The sequence below is a fragment of the Haemophilus haemolyticus genome, assembly GCF_001008205.1.
GTDB lineage: Bacteria > Pseudomonadota > Gammaproteobacteria > Enterobacterales > Pasteurellaceae > Haemophilus > Haemophilus haemolyticus_Q.
Window position 1 is genome coordinate 14,913 of sequence record NZ_LCTK01000018.1, and the last position, 14,139, is coordinate 29,051.

Consider the following 14,139-nt stretch of genomic DNA (forward strand, 5'->3'; position numbering starts at 1 on the left):
TTTCGTTCTCCACAATCTCTCGGAGTGAAGTATGAAATTTTTTAACAAACTTGAAGAATGGATTGGTGGCGCACTGTTCCTTGTCATCTTCGGTATTCTTGTAGCCCAAATTCTATTCCGTCAAGCTTTCCACTCGCCCTTAATTTGGAGTGAAGAACTCGCTAAACTATTGTTTGTTTATGTAGGAATGCTCGGTATTAGCGTGGCAATTCGCAAACAAGAACACGTTTACATTGATTTCTTAACCAATTTAATGCCACCTTCAGTTAAAAAAGTCACAAACTCTTTTGTACAGTTAGTGATTTTCCTTGGTATTATTTTCTTTATTCATTTTGGTATCAAAACTTTCCTTGGCTCTAGTTTCCCGATTGATGCATTAGGTGGAATTTCAGAGAAATGGATTTATGCTTCTCTACCGATCATTTCTATCCTAATGTTAGTGCGCTTCTTCCAAGCACAAGCAGACAATTTTAAAGAAGATAAAAGCTATTTACCAGCGACGTTCTTTATTGTAAGTGCGGTCATTTTATTAGGCATTTTATTTACGTTCCCAGAATGGTACAAAGTATTACGCATTACAGAATATGTGAAATTTGGTTCTAACTCTGTATACGTTGCCCTAATATTCTGGCTAGTTATTATGTTCCTTGGTGTGCCGGTAGGTTGGTCATTATTCATCACCACATTACTTTATTTCTCAATGACCAGATGGAACGTGGTAAATGCAGCGGCTGAAAAACTGACCATGAGTTTAGATAGTTTCTCATTACTTGCTGTGCCGTTCTATATCCTAACGGGTATTTTAATGAATACTGGCGGTATCACAGAACGTATTTTTAATTTCGCGAAAGCCTTACTTGGTCACTACACTGGTGGTATGGGTCATGTAAATATTGGCGCAAGTTTATTGTTCTCAGGGATGTCAGGTTCTGCACTTGCTGATGCGGGCGGCTTAGGTCAGTTAGAAATCAAGGCTATGCGCGATGCTGGTTATGATGACGATATTTGTGGTGGTATCACTGCAGCATCTTGTATCATAGGCCCATTAGTTCCACCAAGTATTGCCATGATTATTTACGGTGTAATCGCCAACGAATCCATTGCGAAACTCTTCGTTGCAGGTTTTGTACCAGGCATACTTGTAACAATTGCTTTGATGATCATGAACTACTACGTATCCAAAAAACGTGGTTATCCAAGAACACCAAAAGCAACTCGTGAAGAACTTTGCACATCATTCAAAAAAGCATTCTGGGCAATTTTAACCCCATTACTCATCATCGGCGGTATCTTCTCTGGCTTATTTAGCCCAACAGAATCTGCCGTTGTTGCTGCAACTTATTCCGTCATCATTGGTAAATTCGTTTATAAAGAGTTAACCATGAAAATGCTCTTTAATAGCTGCATTGAAGCAATGGCAATTACTGGTGTGGTTGCACTAATGATTATGACTGTGACCTTCTTCGGAGATATGATCGCACGTGAACAAGTTGCAATGCGTATAGCAGATGTATTCGTTGCCGTAGCTGATTCTCCACTTATGGTATTAGTCATGATCAATGCACTCTTGCTCTTCTTGGGTATGTTCATTGATGCATTAGCATTGCAATTCTTAGTCTTACCAATGTTAATTCCAATCGCAATGCAATTTAATATAGACTTAGTATTCTTCGGTGTAATGACTACCTTGAATATGATGATCGGTATCTTAACACCGCCAATGGGTATGGCTCTCTTTGTGGTGGCGCGTGTGGGTAATATGTCAGTATCCACTGTAACGAAAGGTGTATTGCCGTTCTTAATACCAATATTCTTAACATTAGTATTAATTACGATTTTCCCACAAATCATTACTTTTGTACCAAATCTATTGATGTCTTAACACTAAAGTGCGGTTAAAAAAGCAAGGCTTTATAACCGCACTTTTTTTATAAAATAAATCCTATTCAATGCGGTTTTATGAATAGCAAACCATAAACATAACTTAATAAATGAGGTTTATTATGAAATTGACAAAAACAGCATTATGCGCCGCACTTTTTGCAACTGTTGCATTTTCAGCTAGCGCACAAGCCTATCCAGATTTACCAGTAGGCATTAAAAGCGGAACGGGTGCACTCATCGGTGATACCGTATATGTAGGCTTAGGTTCGGGTGGCAATAAATTCTATTCTTTAGACTTAAAAGATCCTGCTGCACAATGGAAAGAAATTGCAGCATTTCCTGGTGGTGAACGTAATCAACCTGTTGCAGCAGCCGTAGATGGAAAACTTTATGTATTCGGTGGTTTGCAAAAAAATGAAAAAGGTGAACTCCAACTTGTTAATGATGCTTACAGCTACAATCCAGCTGATAATACTTGGGTGAAACTTCCTACTCGCTCTCCGCGTGGCTTAGTCGGCTCAAGCAGCGCATCTCACGGCGATAAAGTTTATATTTTAGGTGGTTCTAACCTCTCTATATTTAATGGTTTCTTCCAAGACACCGTGGCAGCAGGTGAAGATAAAGCGAAAAAAGATGAAATCGCAGCCGCTTATTTCGATCAACGTCCGGAAGATTATTTCTTCACAACAGAATTATTGAGCTATGAACCATCAACCAATAAATGGCGCAATGAAGGTCGTATTCCATTCTCTGGTCGTGCAGGTGCGGCATTCACCATCCAGGGTAATGACTTAGTGGTGGTCAATGGTGAAGTTAAACCAGGGCTTCGTACCGCAGAAACTCATCAAGGTAAATTCACTGCTAAAGGTGTACAATGGAAAAACTTACCTGACTTACCCGCACCAAAAGGTAAATCACAAGATGGTTTAGCCGGTGCACTCGCAGGCTATAGCCATGGTCATTATTTAGTCACGGGTGGAGCTAACTTCCCTGGTTCAATTAAACAATTCAAAGAAGGTAAACTTCATGCGCATAAAGGTTTAACCAAAACATGGCATAACGAAGTTTATACTTTAAATAATGGTAAATGGAGTATCATTGGTGAATTACCAATGAATATTGGCTATGGCTTCTCTGTGTCTTACAACAATAAAGTATTACTCATCGGTGGTGAAACTGACGGTGGTAAAGCGTTAACCAGCGTCAAAGCCATTAGCTACGATGGTAAAAAATTGACCGTTGAATAATTTGGCATAGAATAATGTTAAGGCTTGAGGCAAAGAATGGGCTCAAGCCTTTTGATTTCATCAAAATATAAAAATTAAGGAGATTATATGAGTGTACTTAGTTACGCACAAAAAATTGGTCAAGCCTTAATGGTGCCTGTGGCAGCCTTACCTGCTGCGGCATTATTAATGGGTATTGGCTATTGGATCGACCCAGATGGTTGGGGTGCAAACAGTCAATTAGCGGCATTATTAATTAAATCTGGCGCAGCAATTATTGACAACATGGGCTTACTCTTCGCTGTGGGCGTCGCGTTTGGGCTTGCAAAAGACAAACACGGTTCTGCCGCACTTTCAGGTCTTGTTGGTTTCTATGTAGTAACCACCCTACTTTCCCCTGCTGGTGTAGCACAATTACAACACATTGATATTAGTGAAGTGCCTGCCGCATTCAAAAAAATCAATAACCAATTTATCGGGATTTTAATTGGTGTGATTTCAGCTGAACTTTACAACCGTTTCTATCAAGTTGAATTACCAAAGGCACTTTCGTTCTTTAGCGGAAAACGCCTCGTCCCAATTTTGGTTTCTTTCGTGATGATCGCCGTATCATTTGCCTTACTCTATATTTGGCCTCATATTTGTAACGCGCTCGTTTCATTTGGTGAATCTATCAAAGATTTAGGTGCAGTCGGTGCAGGGATCTACGGTTTCTTCAACCGCTTATTAATTCCTGTTGGCTTACACCATGCCTTAAACTCTGTATTCTGGTTTGACGTAGCAGGTATCAACGATATTCCAAACTTCTTGGGCGGCGCAAAATCCATTGCCGAAGGCACTGTAACTGTGGGTGTAACTGGTATGTATCAAGCTGGTTTCTTCCCAGTGATGATGTTTGGTTTACCTGGTGCTGCTCTTGCAATTTATCACTGCGCAAAACCAAATCAAAAAGTACAAGTGGCCTCAATTATGCTTGCGGGTGCATTAGCCTCTTTCTTTACAGGGATCACTGAACCGCTTGAATTCTCATTCATGTTCGTTGCGCCTGTACTTTATGTATTGCATGCATTATTAACAGGTATCTCTGTATTCATTGCAGCCACAATGCACTGGATTGCGGGATTCGGCTTTAGTGCTGGTTTAGTGGATATGGTACTTTCTAGCCGCAACCCACTTGCCGTTAGCTGGTATATGTTACTTGTACAAGGTATTGTATTCTTTGCTATCTATTATTTTGTGTTCCGTTTTGCAATTAATGCCTTTAATCTCAAAACACTGGGACGTGAAGATAAAGTGGAAACAACAGCTGCCCCAACACAAAGCAATCAATCTCGCGAAGAAAGAGCGGTAAAATTTATCGCTGCTTTAGGTGGTTCAGAAAACTTCAAAACTGTGGATGCTTGCATCACTCGTTTACGCTTAACTTTAGTTGACCATCACAATATTAACGAAGATCAACTTAAAGTACTTGGTTCAAAAGGCAATGTAAAATTAGGTAATGATGGATTACAAGTCATTTTAGGGCCTGAAGCTGAACTTGTGGCAGAAGCGATTAAAGCAAAATTAAAATAAATTTTGACCGCACTTTACATGCCGTCTATCACTAGGCGGCATTTTTATTAATGAGGTTTAGCGATGTTATTTATTCCACCACCACTACTCTGCTTATTAATTGGCACTGCAATGTATTTTTTGCCAAAAGTAGCGAGTTATTCTGTCCATTTTGCAGTTATTGTCTTTGTTATCACTCTTTCATTTTTAATTGCTGGGGGCAGTGTATTACAATTTTTTATCCGCAAAACGACCATTAATCCCCATGATTTTAAACATACAACAGAATTAGTTTCTACAGGCATATTTCGATTTAGCCGTAATCCAATGTATTTAAATTTACTATTAATGTTAATTGCGTGGGCTCTTTGGTTAGGTAATAGTTTGGTTTGGTTAGGCGTGATTGTCTTTATACTAGTGATGAATCGCTTTCAAATAGCCCGAGAAGAAGCCTATTTGGAAAATAAATTTGGCGATGAATATCGTCGTTACAAACAAAAAGTAAGACGCTGGCTATAAAAAAACACCTTCACGATGAAGGTGTTTTTATCAATTTTAAATCTATTTCTTCGGTGCCTGCATAAAGCGGAAGAAATCACTATCTGGTTTTAAAATCATCATATTGTCAGAGCTTGCAAAACTCGCCTCATAGGCTTTTAAGCTACGAACAAAAGTAAAGAATTGTGGTTCTTGAGCAAAAGCATCTGAATATAATTTTGCCGCTGCAGCATCGCCTGAGCCTCGTAATTCTTGTGCAGTTTTATTTGCATTAGCAAGAATTAACGTCACTTTACGATCTACATCGGCTTGGATAAATGCAGCTTTTTCTTTACCTTGAGAACGGTGTTCTCGCGCAACTGCATCACGTTCTGCACGCATACGTTGATAAATTGAAGAAGATACTTCGTCCGGTAAATTAATTTGTTTTACACGCACATCAATCACTTCAATACCCAATTCTGCCGTACTATCTTGCCCTGAATTTAAAGCTTTTTTGGCACCTTCCATTAATTCACCACGCGTACCAGAAACGATGTCTTTAATAGTTCTTGTACCAATTTCAGAACGCAAACGGTCATTTACTTTACGGCTTAACAAACTTGACGCTTGGGTATAATCGCCACCACCAGTAGATGTGTAGAATCGACCAAAATCACTAATTTTCCATTTCACATAAGAATCTACTAGCAAGTCTTTTTTCTCAACAGTAACAAAACGTGTTGCCGATCCATCTAAAGTACGAATACGTGCATCTAAAACTTTAATGCTATCAATCAAAGGCACTTTAAAATGCAAGCCTGGTTCATATACCACCACTTTATTATCTGCATCACGTTGTACTTTGTTGAATCGCAACATAATACCGCGAGTACCTTCCGTCACGACCACGACACTAGAATACACTACTGCCGCAATGACAAAAATAGCTGGTAATAAAAATTTACGCATTAGTTAAATCTCCCTTGGCGAATCGGCTCAACAGTGCTTGGTAGTTGGCTTGAAGAATGATTAATACGCTCTGGCTGTGATAAAACAGGCGCAGATTCTACCGCTCTTTCTGTTACGGCTGGCGCTTTAGCTGATACTTTTTTACCCATGATTTGTTCTAAGGGTAATACAGTTAAATTGTTACCATTATTGCCATCAAGCATCACTTTTGGGGTATTTGCCATGACTTTTTCCATGGTTTGAATATATAAACGCTCACGCAGTAAATCTGGCGCAGCTTTAAATTCAGGCAACAAACGCTGCAAACGTTCCACTTCGCCTCGTGCATCTAACACGATACGATCTTTATAAGCTGTCGCCTCTTCAATAATACGTTGTGCATCACCACGCGCAATCGGCTCTTTCTCTCGGGCATAGGCTTCCGCTTCACGAATGAAACGTTGTTCATCTTCCTGAGCTTTAATCGCATCATCAAACGCATCTTTTACTTCTTCTGGAGGACGCGCAGATTGGAAGTTCACATCAATAACCTCAAGTCCCATATCATAGGATTTGATAATGTCATTTAACGCTTTCCACGTATCTTCACGAACAACCGCACGGCCTGTTGTTAAAATATCATTCATTGACATATGGCCAATCACATAACGCAATGCACTGTCAGTCGCTTGACCTAGACTGTCATCAGCATTCGTCACGCTAAAACGATATTTAGCAGGATCTTGCACACGATATTGCACGGTCATTTCCACACGAACCATATTTTCATCTTTAGTCAGCATCGAACCTTGTGTGCGAAGTTCTTTAACTTGCTCGACATTCACTGGCAATACTTTATCTACAAATGTTGGTTTCCAGTTTAAACCAGGTTGAACAATAGAATGCAATTCACCAAAACGAAGCACCACACCACGCTCAGCCTCTTTAATAGTGTAGAAACCACTTACGCCCCAAATAATCGCACCAATGGCAACAGCAAGCGGCACCACTTTTCCAAAATTAAATGGCGTACTGTTTTGAGAACTACCATTGTTTTGACCGCTCTTTTTATTTCCACCACCTAATTTTCTGAGAAGGTTATTAAAAATCTCCTCAATATCTGGCGGAGATTGTTCTTGATTCCCACGATTTTTATTGTTATTCCATCCATTATTATTGGATGAATTTCCCGGCTGTTGGTCGTTGCTTTGCCCTGGTTTGCTCCAAGGATCGCGATCTGAACCGTTCTGTGACATTTCATTCTCCATTTGTCAAAAAATTGTTAAGAGTTTAGCTAAATAAATGGGGCGCGTCTATGAAAATGCAAGAGGGGATAACCATTAATTTCGCCGCACTTTTAAGTTATGCCCCTTAGGCGCGGAGATTTTTTGCCATTAGCGTTAGATAGCTTTTGCTGTTTGCTATCGTAGCAGTTACAGCCTTAACAGATTTTTAAATTAAGATTACCTTTAATAGCAATACGCATATTTTCAGAAAAAGCAATGTTAATTCTCATCGCAGCTTAGGGGTCTTGCTCTCTCGTGATATTTCCGTAGAAAATTGGGTGTGCTTACGCTAGATTGGATGTAAAGTTATAAGGTTTACTTAACACAAGCATAATTGAAAATACAAAAAGTGCGGTCAATTTTTGAGAAGTTTTAAAACTCTTTAAAAGAGACCGCACTTTGTACTTCTGTATTTTAAATTGTAGTCTATTTAAATATCAAACAGACTACAAATTTCTAATAACTTAACATCAGAAATTAAACACTTTCTATACTATCCACCTCTTAGTTTTTTAGATATAAGAATTGATAATACTATTAATGGTGATAATCTGGAAAAACTATATAAGTTAAATGACAATACGTCAAGAATATCTTTCATAGAGATATTTCCAAAACTCACAATAAATTTAAATAATATAATAAGAGAAGACATACCAACAAAACAAAATATAAACACGAACAAAGAATAACCAGTAAAATAAACTAAAAAACTCATTAATCTACTTAGCATATAAACTCTCTCTGGAAAAATTTCTAATATCTTGCTCATCGCTTTCTAAAAATTTATTTAATGACTCACCTGTAAACGAGTCAGCTGCAACCCCCAATCTAACCGGATATTTCTTATAATCCTCATAACCAGTATAATAAAAGCTCCTATTTCTATACTCAGGATTATAATAACTCCGATTTTTACTAAGACCTTTTAGAATAGCCATATCAGCGGCTTTTTCCATACTTTTACCTACAGCTCCACCCAATGAAGTTGCGATAGCAGATGAAACCGCTTTATAACCAGCATGTTTAATTGAATCCTCATTAGACTCAAAATATCCTTGCAAGCCTGAACTCACGGTATTCACTATCAATGTCGTTTTAAAATTTATTCCACCAGTAATAAATCCTGTTGTACCGCTCCAAGCTAAATCACTGGCTGATGTATCTTTACCTTGATAAGAGTTCCCACAATATCCTGATTAAATCTATCTACTTCAAATGACATATATCTAAATCAGGATAAAAATAATTTAAAAAAAATAGTCCATCATAAAAGTTTACTCCCATATATTGTTCACCTTTACAATAATCTCCATCACTAACCTTAACAAACCCTAGAGATAATATAAAATCATTTAACTCATTATAATTAGTTTCTTTTATGTAGAATTTTACAGACGCATAGGTCCTGTTAGAATCAGATATATCAACAATTTTATCTTTATATCTTTCCAAAACAAGCATATAAATATCTTGCTTTTTTTTATTATTTTTTCCCTTATCAACAGCACCTTCTTTTAACAAAGATAAGAGAAGAAAAAAGAAACAAGATATAAATAAAAATTTCAATACATTATTCATTTTAATTTCTCCGTGTATTCAGTCTCAATTGAGAATCTCTGCTCAACACCAATTGAAAGTATTTTCTTAGGCGTAGACGAAATTGTTTCGCCGTAACCTATACACCGATAATAACAACCTTCTACTCCCATACTATATCCAGCCAAAGTATCGTTTTGTGCCGCTGCTTGTAATGCTGCTGTCACCGCACGAATCGCCAGGTCTTTTTCACTACCAATGCCGTAATCATCAATCCCTTTTTTAATAAGGCTAATTTGTTTACTGATTTCTTGCGCTTAATCACTATTTTGACGGCTCCTTACGGTGAGGTTTTAAATATAATAATAGCCCCTCTAGTTCACATGATAAAAGCTGAATTCTTGTAGTATTTTAAGTTGCAATCGTTCCCCACTCCACTCATAAAAGTGCGGTAATTTTTCTTGATGATTGACAAAAGCGGCTAAATAAATAGGGAGTTCATCAGTAAACCACAACTTCCCCTGCGGGCAATAATCTGAAAAAATTTTTTGTTGTTCAGGAAAATGACGAACATTGGATAATTTTACGATTCCAAATCCTTGGGATTTCAATACAGCCTCTCTCAAACACCAACAATGATAAAAAGCCTTCAAAGAATCCTGCTGATGATGAAACCAATCAATTTCTTCTTTTGGTGCAATATGTTCCATCAACGCCGTAAAATTTCTTATTTTAGGAAATTCAATATCAATTCCCACCGCACTTTTTTCTTCATTTCTAATATCTAATATTACCGCCACCCAATCACCAGAATGGCTAATATTAAAATCTATTCGATCATCTAGAAAATAAGGTCTGCCACTTTCAGTACGATGAATTTGAGATAAAAGTGCGGTGGATTTTCCTGCTATTTTTAGAAGTTGGAAAAGTAATAAGTGGGCAAGCCGACGGCACTGATGACGCTGAAAAACACGCGAACTATCCGTTTCAATTTGATACAGATTTTCTGGAATCAGTTCATCGGGTAAGGATTCCAAAGAAAAAGGTTGATTTATATTGCCGTAGGCGATGTAGGTTGTCATAAAAATAAAAGCACCATTCAAAGGTGCTTTTATATTAAAAGGATTTAGTTTGTGTGTAAATTAGCGAATCACTAATTCCGCCACAGAAACACCTACCAAGCAAGCGACAACAACCCCAATTAAACCTGGCACCATAAAACTGTGGTTAAAATAATATTTACCAATTTTCGTTGTACCCGTTACATCAAAGTTTACTGTTGCAATGTCTGATGGATAATTTGGAATAAAGAAATAGGCATAAGTTGCTGGCATTAAACCAACCAAGATTGGTGCTGGAATACCTAAGCCAATACCCACAGGTAATAACATAACTGCGGTTGCAGCTTGGCTATTAATTACGACTGAAACTGCAAATAATGCCAATGCGAATGTCCAAGGATAAGTTTGAACCATGTCAGTAATCGCGGCTTTAAATTCTGGCATTGCATATTGGAAGTATGTATCGCTCATCCAAGCAATACCATAAATCGCAATCGCTGCCACCATACCAGACTTAAATACCACGCCATTTGGCACGATTTGAGGATTCGTTTTCGTTGCAAGTAAAATCACACCACCAAAGCAAAGCATCATCATTTGGATGATTAGTGACATGGAAATCGCTTTTCCGCTACCGATAGTACGAATTTCAGGAATCATCGCAATCGCAACAATCACAACTAATGCTAATAAGAACAAATAAACTGATTTTTTAGCGCCTTGTGGAAGGGCTTCATTCAATGTTGTGCTTGTGGTATTGAAAATACGTTCGCGCCATACTGGATCTTGTAAACGACGTTGATATTCAGGATCTTGTTCCAACTCTTTACCACGACGCATACTATATAAAGAAAGCGCTATGGTACCCGCTAAGGTTGCAGGAACAGTCACACAAATAATATCTAACAAACTAATATGCTCAAAACCAGGCATTGCAGTAATTTTACCTAGATAGAAGACAACAGCTGCAGAGAGTGGGCTAGATGTGATGGCTAATTGAGATGCCACCGAAGAGGCAGCCATTGGACGTTCTGGACGGATTTTGTTTTTCAATGCAACATCGCCGATGATTGGCATAATTGTGTAAACAGAGTGACCAGTACCAAGCATAAACGTTAATAAATACACGACTAATGGGCCGAGTAAAGTTACACGTTTTGGATTTTTACGGAGAATGCGTTCGGCAATTTGTAACATAAATTTCAAACCGCCTGCAGCTTCAAGTACGGATGCACAAGTCACCACTGCAAGAATGATGAGCATTACATCAATCGGTGCTTTCCCCACTGGCATACGGAATACGAAAACTTCGATAGCAAGACCGATACCAGAAACAACGCCTAATCCGATACCACCATAACGGCTGCCCATATAAAGCATTAATAATAAGAATAAAAATTCTAAATAAAGCATAAGTACCTCAAAAATAAAAAAACTGTAAAAATAATACCCTTTTTGAGGAATAAAACTAGATATTTTTTAAATTTTAGAGCAAGAATTGAATTAAAAGATAATTCAGATCAATTTTACAATGCTGGAATAAGAGAAAAGTGCGGTGATGTTAGAAAGAAATTTTTGAAAAAAATTAGGCGACTTAAAAAGTCGCCCAACTTGAAATTATTGATTGTTTTGCACGTAGTCAATCGCAGATTGAACAGTTGTGATTTTTTCAGCTTCTTCATCTGGAATTTCGATATCGAATTCTTCTTCTAAAGCCATTACTAATTCAACTGTGTCTAAAGAGTCCGCACCTAAATCTTCAACGAAAGAAGCTTCAGATTTAACATCTTCTTCTTTAACACCTAATTGTTCAACGATGATTTTTTTCACGCGTTCTTCAATACTCATTTGTTTTTCCTATTTTGTTGGTTTTAACTCATAAAAGAGCGGTTAGTGTATGTATTTTTTATCAACTTGCAACTATTTTATAGGCTGGTCGCACCACAAAATGGGCAATCTGAATACACACATTAAAAATAGTTACGTACCTTTGCATACGCTCAAGGCGTAACCAAGCTACACTGCGAATGGGATTCTAACATTATCTAAAATCTTTGGCTATGATTTTGTGTTTAGAACACCGCTCAAGTCTAAATAAAGAGAAATGCTGATTTTCAGCATTAGCTCATATATAAACCACCATTTACATGCAAGGTTGTGCCCGTAATGTAAGCCGCATCATCAGAAGCTAAGAAAGCAACGGCTTTAGCAATATCTTTGGCTTCACCTAAACGACCAGCAGGAACATTAGATAAAATACCCGCTTTTTGTTCATCAGTAAGCACTTCTGTCATATCCGTTGCAATAAAACCTGGTGCAACCACATTTACAGTAATACCTCGTGCAGCCACTTCTTTCGCTAAAGATTTAGAAAAACCGATCACACCCGCTTTTGCCGCACAATAGTTAGCTTGTCCTGGATTACCCATTGAACCAACCACTGAACCAATATTAATGATACGACCAAAACGTTTTTTCATCATTGAACGTAACATGGCTTTAGAAAGATGATACACCGAAGTTAAGTTAGTTTGCATAATATCAAACCACTCATCATCTTTCATACGCATCAATAAATTATCGCGAGTAATACCTGCGTTATTTACGAGAATATCAATATCGCCAAAATCATTTTTAATTTGCTCAAGTAAAGTTTCGATAGATTCTTTATCCGTTACGTTTAAAACTAAACCTTTACCTTTATCTCCTAAATATGCAGAAATTGCCTCTGCACCTTTTTCAGATGTTGCAGTACCAATTACAAATGCACCTTTTGAACTAAGTTCCTCTGCAATCGCACGGCCAATACCACGAGTAGCCCCTGTCACTAAAGCAATTTTACCTTGCATTTTTTCTTCCTTTTACGCTAAAAATTCTTCTACAGCATTGAATGATGCAACATCATTTACAGATATTGCTTGTAAATCACTCACAATGCGTTTAGTTAAACCATTTAATACTTTACCCGGTCCCACTTCAACAAGCGCTTGAACACCATCTTGCGCCATTTTTTCAACTGTTTCAGTCCAACGAACTGGGCTATATAACTGACGAACAAGTGCGGTACGAATTTCTGCACCTTCAGTTTCAGCTTTCACATCAACGTTATTTAATACTGATGTTGTTGGTGTATTAATTTGAATATTCTCAAGTTTTACAGCTAATTGCTCTGCTGCTGGTTTCATCAAGGCACAGTGAGAAGGTACGCTCACCGCTAATGGCAATGCACGTTTCGCTCCCGCGTCTTTACATAATGCAGCCGCACGCTCAACTGCAGCTTTCGCACCAGCGATAACGACTTGGCCTGGTGAGTTAAAGTTCACTGCTGATACAATTTCACCTTCTTCCGCTTGTTTACAAGCATTAATAATCGCTTCATTATCTAAACCAATAATTGCATACATTGCACCAGTGCCTTCAGGCACAGCTTGTTGCATTAATTTTCCGCGCAATTCCACTAATTTAATCGCATCTTGGAAATCCAACACGCCAGCACAAACTAACGCAGAATATTCACCTAAGCTATGGCCTGCCATCACTTCTGGTTTTAATTGAGGAAATATTTCTTGCCATACGCGATAAATAGCTACAGATGCAGCTAAAAGTGCAGGCTGAGTTTGCCAAGTTTTATTGAGTTCTTCAACTGGGCCTTGTTGAACAAGATGCCATAAATCATATCCAAGAGCATCAGATGCTTGTTTAAATGTTTCAGTAACGATTGGATATTCAGTTGCAAGATCAGCAAGCATACCGACAGTTTGGGAGCCTTGGCCTGGGAAGACCATTGCGAATTTTTTCATTATGTTTTGTCCTATTGTTTTTTAATTGAGAATTCTTCGTCAGTAATTAAAATCGGGTTTCGCCGATGGCGACTTACTTTTTCTTTGCCTCGCCAAAGAAAAAGTAAGCAAAAAAAAAAGCGACCCTGCTTTTCCTTATTTCCTTTGTTCCATTGAATTTGCTTAACGGAAATTTTCTGAACTCGCTACGCTCAAACAGACGAAAATTTCCTACAAATTCAATTCCACAAAGGTGGAAAAGAAGGGAACCCAATTTGTTCTTTCTCAGATTTAAAGTGCGATCAAAACTCAAAATATTTTTTGTTCTTAAAATGAATTCAAAATTAACCGCACTTTTTAAATAATGCTCCGATAAATTCGGGGA

14 protein-coding genes are annotated in these 14,139 nt (G+C 37.9%); 4 read left to right on the forward strand and 10 right to left on the reverse strand.

The features are described from left to right. Positions 1-31: 31 nt before the first annotated feature. The 4 genes from AAX18_RS04235 (at position 32) to AAX18_RS04250 (ending at position 5,180) form a co-directional block, all read left to right on the forward strand. Complete coding sequence (locus AAX18_RS04235; protein ID WP_005625621.1) at positions 32-1,882, forward strand: TRAP transporter large permease subunit; 1,851 nt, start codon at positions 32-34, stop codon at positions 1,880-1,882. A gap of 121 nt (positions 1,883-2,003) precedes the next feature. Continuing rightward, entirely contained in the window at positions 2,004-3,131 is a 1,128-nt protein-coding gene (locus AAX18_RS04240) for an N-acetylneuraminate epimerase (RefSeq protein WP_046953072.1), read from the forward strand. An 87-nt stretch (positions 3,132-3,218) separates the two neighbouring features. Next, complete coding sequence (gene nagE / locus AAX18_RS04245; RefSeq protein WP_046953073.1) at positions 3,219-4,682, forward strand: N-acetylglucosamine-specific PTS transporter subunit IIBC; 1,464 nt, start codon at positions 3,219-3,221, stop codon at positions 4,680-4,682. Between the two features lie 63 nt (positions 4,683-4,745). Continuing rightward, positions 4,746-5,180: a methyltransferase family protein gene (locus AAX18_RS04250; protein ID WP_046953074.1), complete on the forward strand. Its 435-nt coding sequence runs from the start codon at positions 4,746-4,748 to the stop codon at positions 5,178-5,180. A 42-nt stretch (positions 5,181-5,222) separates the two neighbouring features. Here the strand turns inward: AAX18_RS04250 and hflC are convergent, their stop codons facing one another. From hflC to AAX18_RS08990, 10 genes are all read right to left on the reverse strand, one after another. Then, positions 5,223-6,110 (reverse strand): protease modulator HflC, encoded by an 888-nt coding sequence (hflC, locus tag AAX18_RS04255; protein WP_005625632.1) that lies wholly within the window; start codon positions 6,108-6,110, stop codon positions 5,223-5,225. Further along, positions 6,110-7,345 carry an FtsH protease activity modulator HflK gene (gene hflK / locus AAX18_RS04260; RefSeq protein WP_032825326.1) on the reverse strand — a complete coding sequence of 412 codons (1,236 nt, stop codon included), beginning with the start codon at positions 7,343-7,345 and terminating at the stop codon, positions 6,110-6,112. Before hflK ends, hflC begins: the two co-directional genes overlap by 1 nt. A gap of 752 nt (positions 7,346-8,097) precedes the next feature. Then, entirely contained in the window at positions 8,098-8,460 is a 363-nt protein-coding gene (locus AAX18_RS04265) for a hypothetical protein (RefSeq protein WP_046953075.1), read from the reverse strand. A gap of 124 nt (positions 8,461-8,584) precedes the next feature. After that, a complete protein-coding gene (locus AAX18_RS04270; protein WP_046953076.1) occupies positions 8,585-8,956 on the reverse strand; it encodes a hypothetical protein in 372 nt (123 codons plus the stop codon). Between the two features lie 332 nt (positions 8,957-9,288). Next, positions 9,289-9,996, reverse strand: coding sequence for a 4'-phosphopantetheinyl transferase family protein (locus tag AAX18_RS04280; RefSeq protein WP_005627311.1), 708 nt, complete (start codon positions 9,994-9,996; stop codon positions 9,289-9,291). A 60-nt stretch (positions 9,997-10,056) separates the two neighbouring features. Beyond that, the gene (locus AAX18_RS04285) at positions 10,057-11,388 is read right to left on the reverse strand and encodes an anaerobic C4-dicarboxylate transporter (protein ID WP_005627315.1); all 1,332 of its coding nucleotides are present in this window, start codon (positions 11,386-11,388) and stop codon (positions 10,057-10,059) included. 204 nt (positions 11,389-11,592) lie between these two features. Next, positions 11,593-11,823, reverse strand: a complete 231-nt coding sequence (gene acpP, locus AAX18_RS04290) for an acyl carrier protein (protein ID WP_005627318.1) — start codon at positions 11,821-11,823, stop codon at positions 11,593-11,595. Between the two features lie 272 nt (positions 11,824-12,095). Next, the gene (fabG, locus tag AAX18_RS04295; protein ID WP_005627320.1) at positions 12,096-12,824 is read right to left on the reverse strand and encodes a 3-oxoacyl-ACP reductase FabG; all 729 of its coding nucleotides are present in this window, start codon (positions 12,822-12,824) and stop codon (positions 12,096-12,098) included. Between the two features lie 12 nt (positions 12,825-12,836). Further along, entirely contained in the window at positions 12,837-13,775 is a 939-nt protein-coding gene (gene fabD, locus AAX18_RS04300; protein ID WP_046953077.1) for an ACP S-malonyltransferase, read from the reverse strand. A 73-nt stretch (positions 13,776-13,848) separates the two neighbouring features. Beyond that, on the reverse strand, positions 13,849-14,139 hold a 291-nt coding region (locus tag AAX18_RS08990), incomplete at its 5' end, for a hypothetical protein (protein ID WP_230599542.1).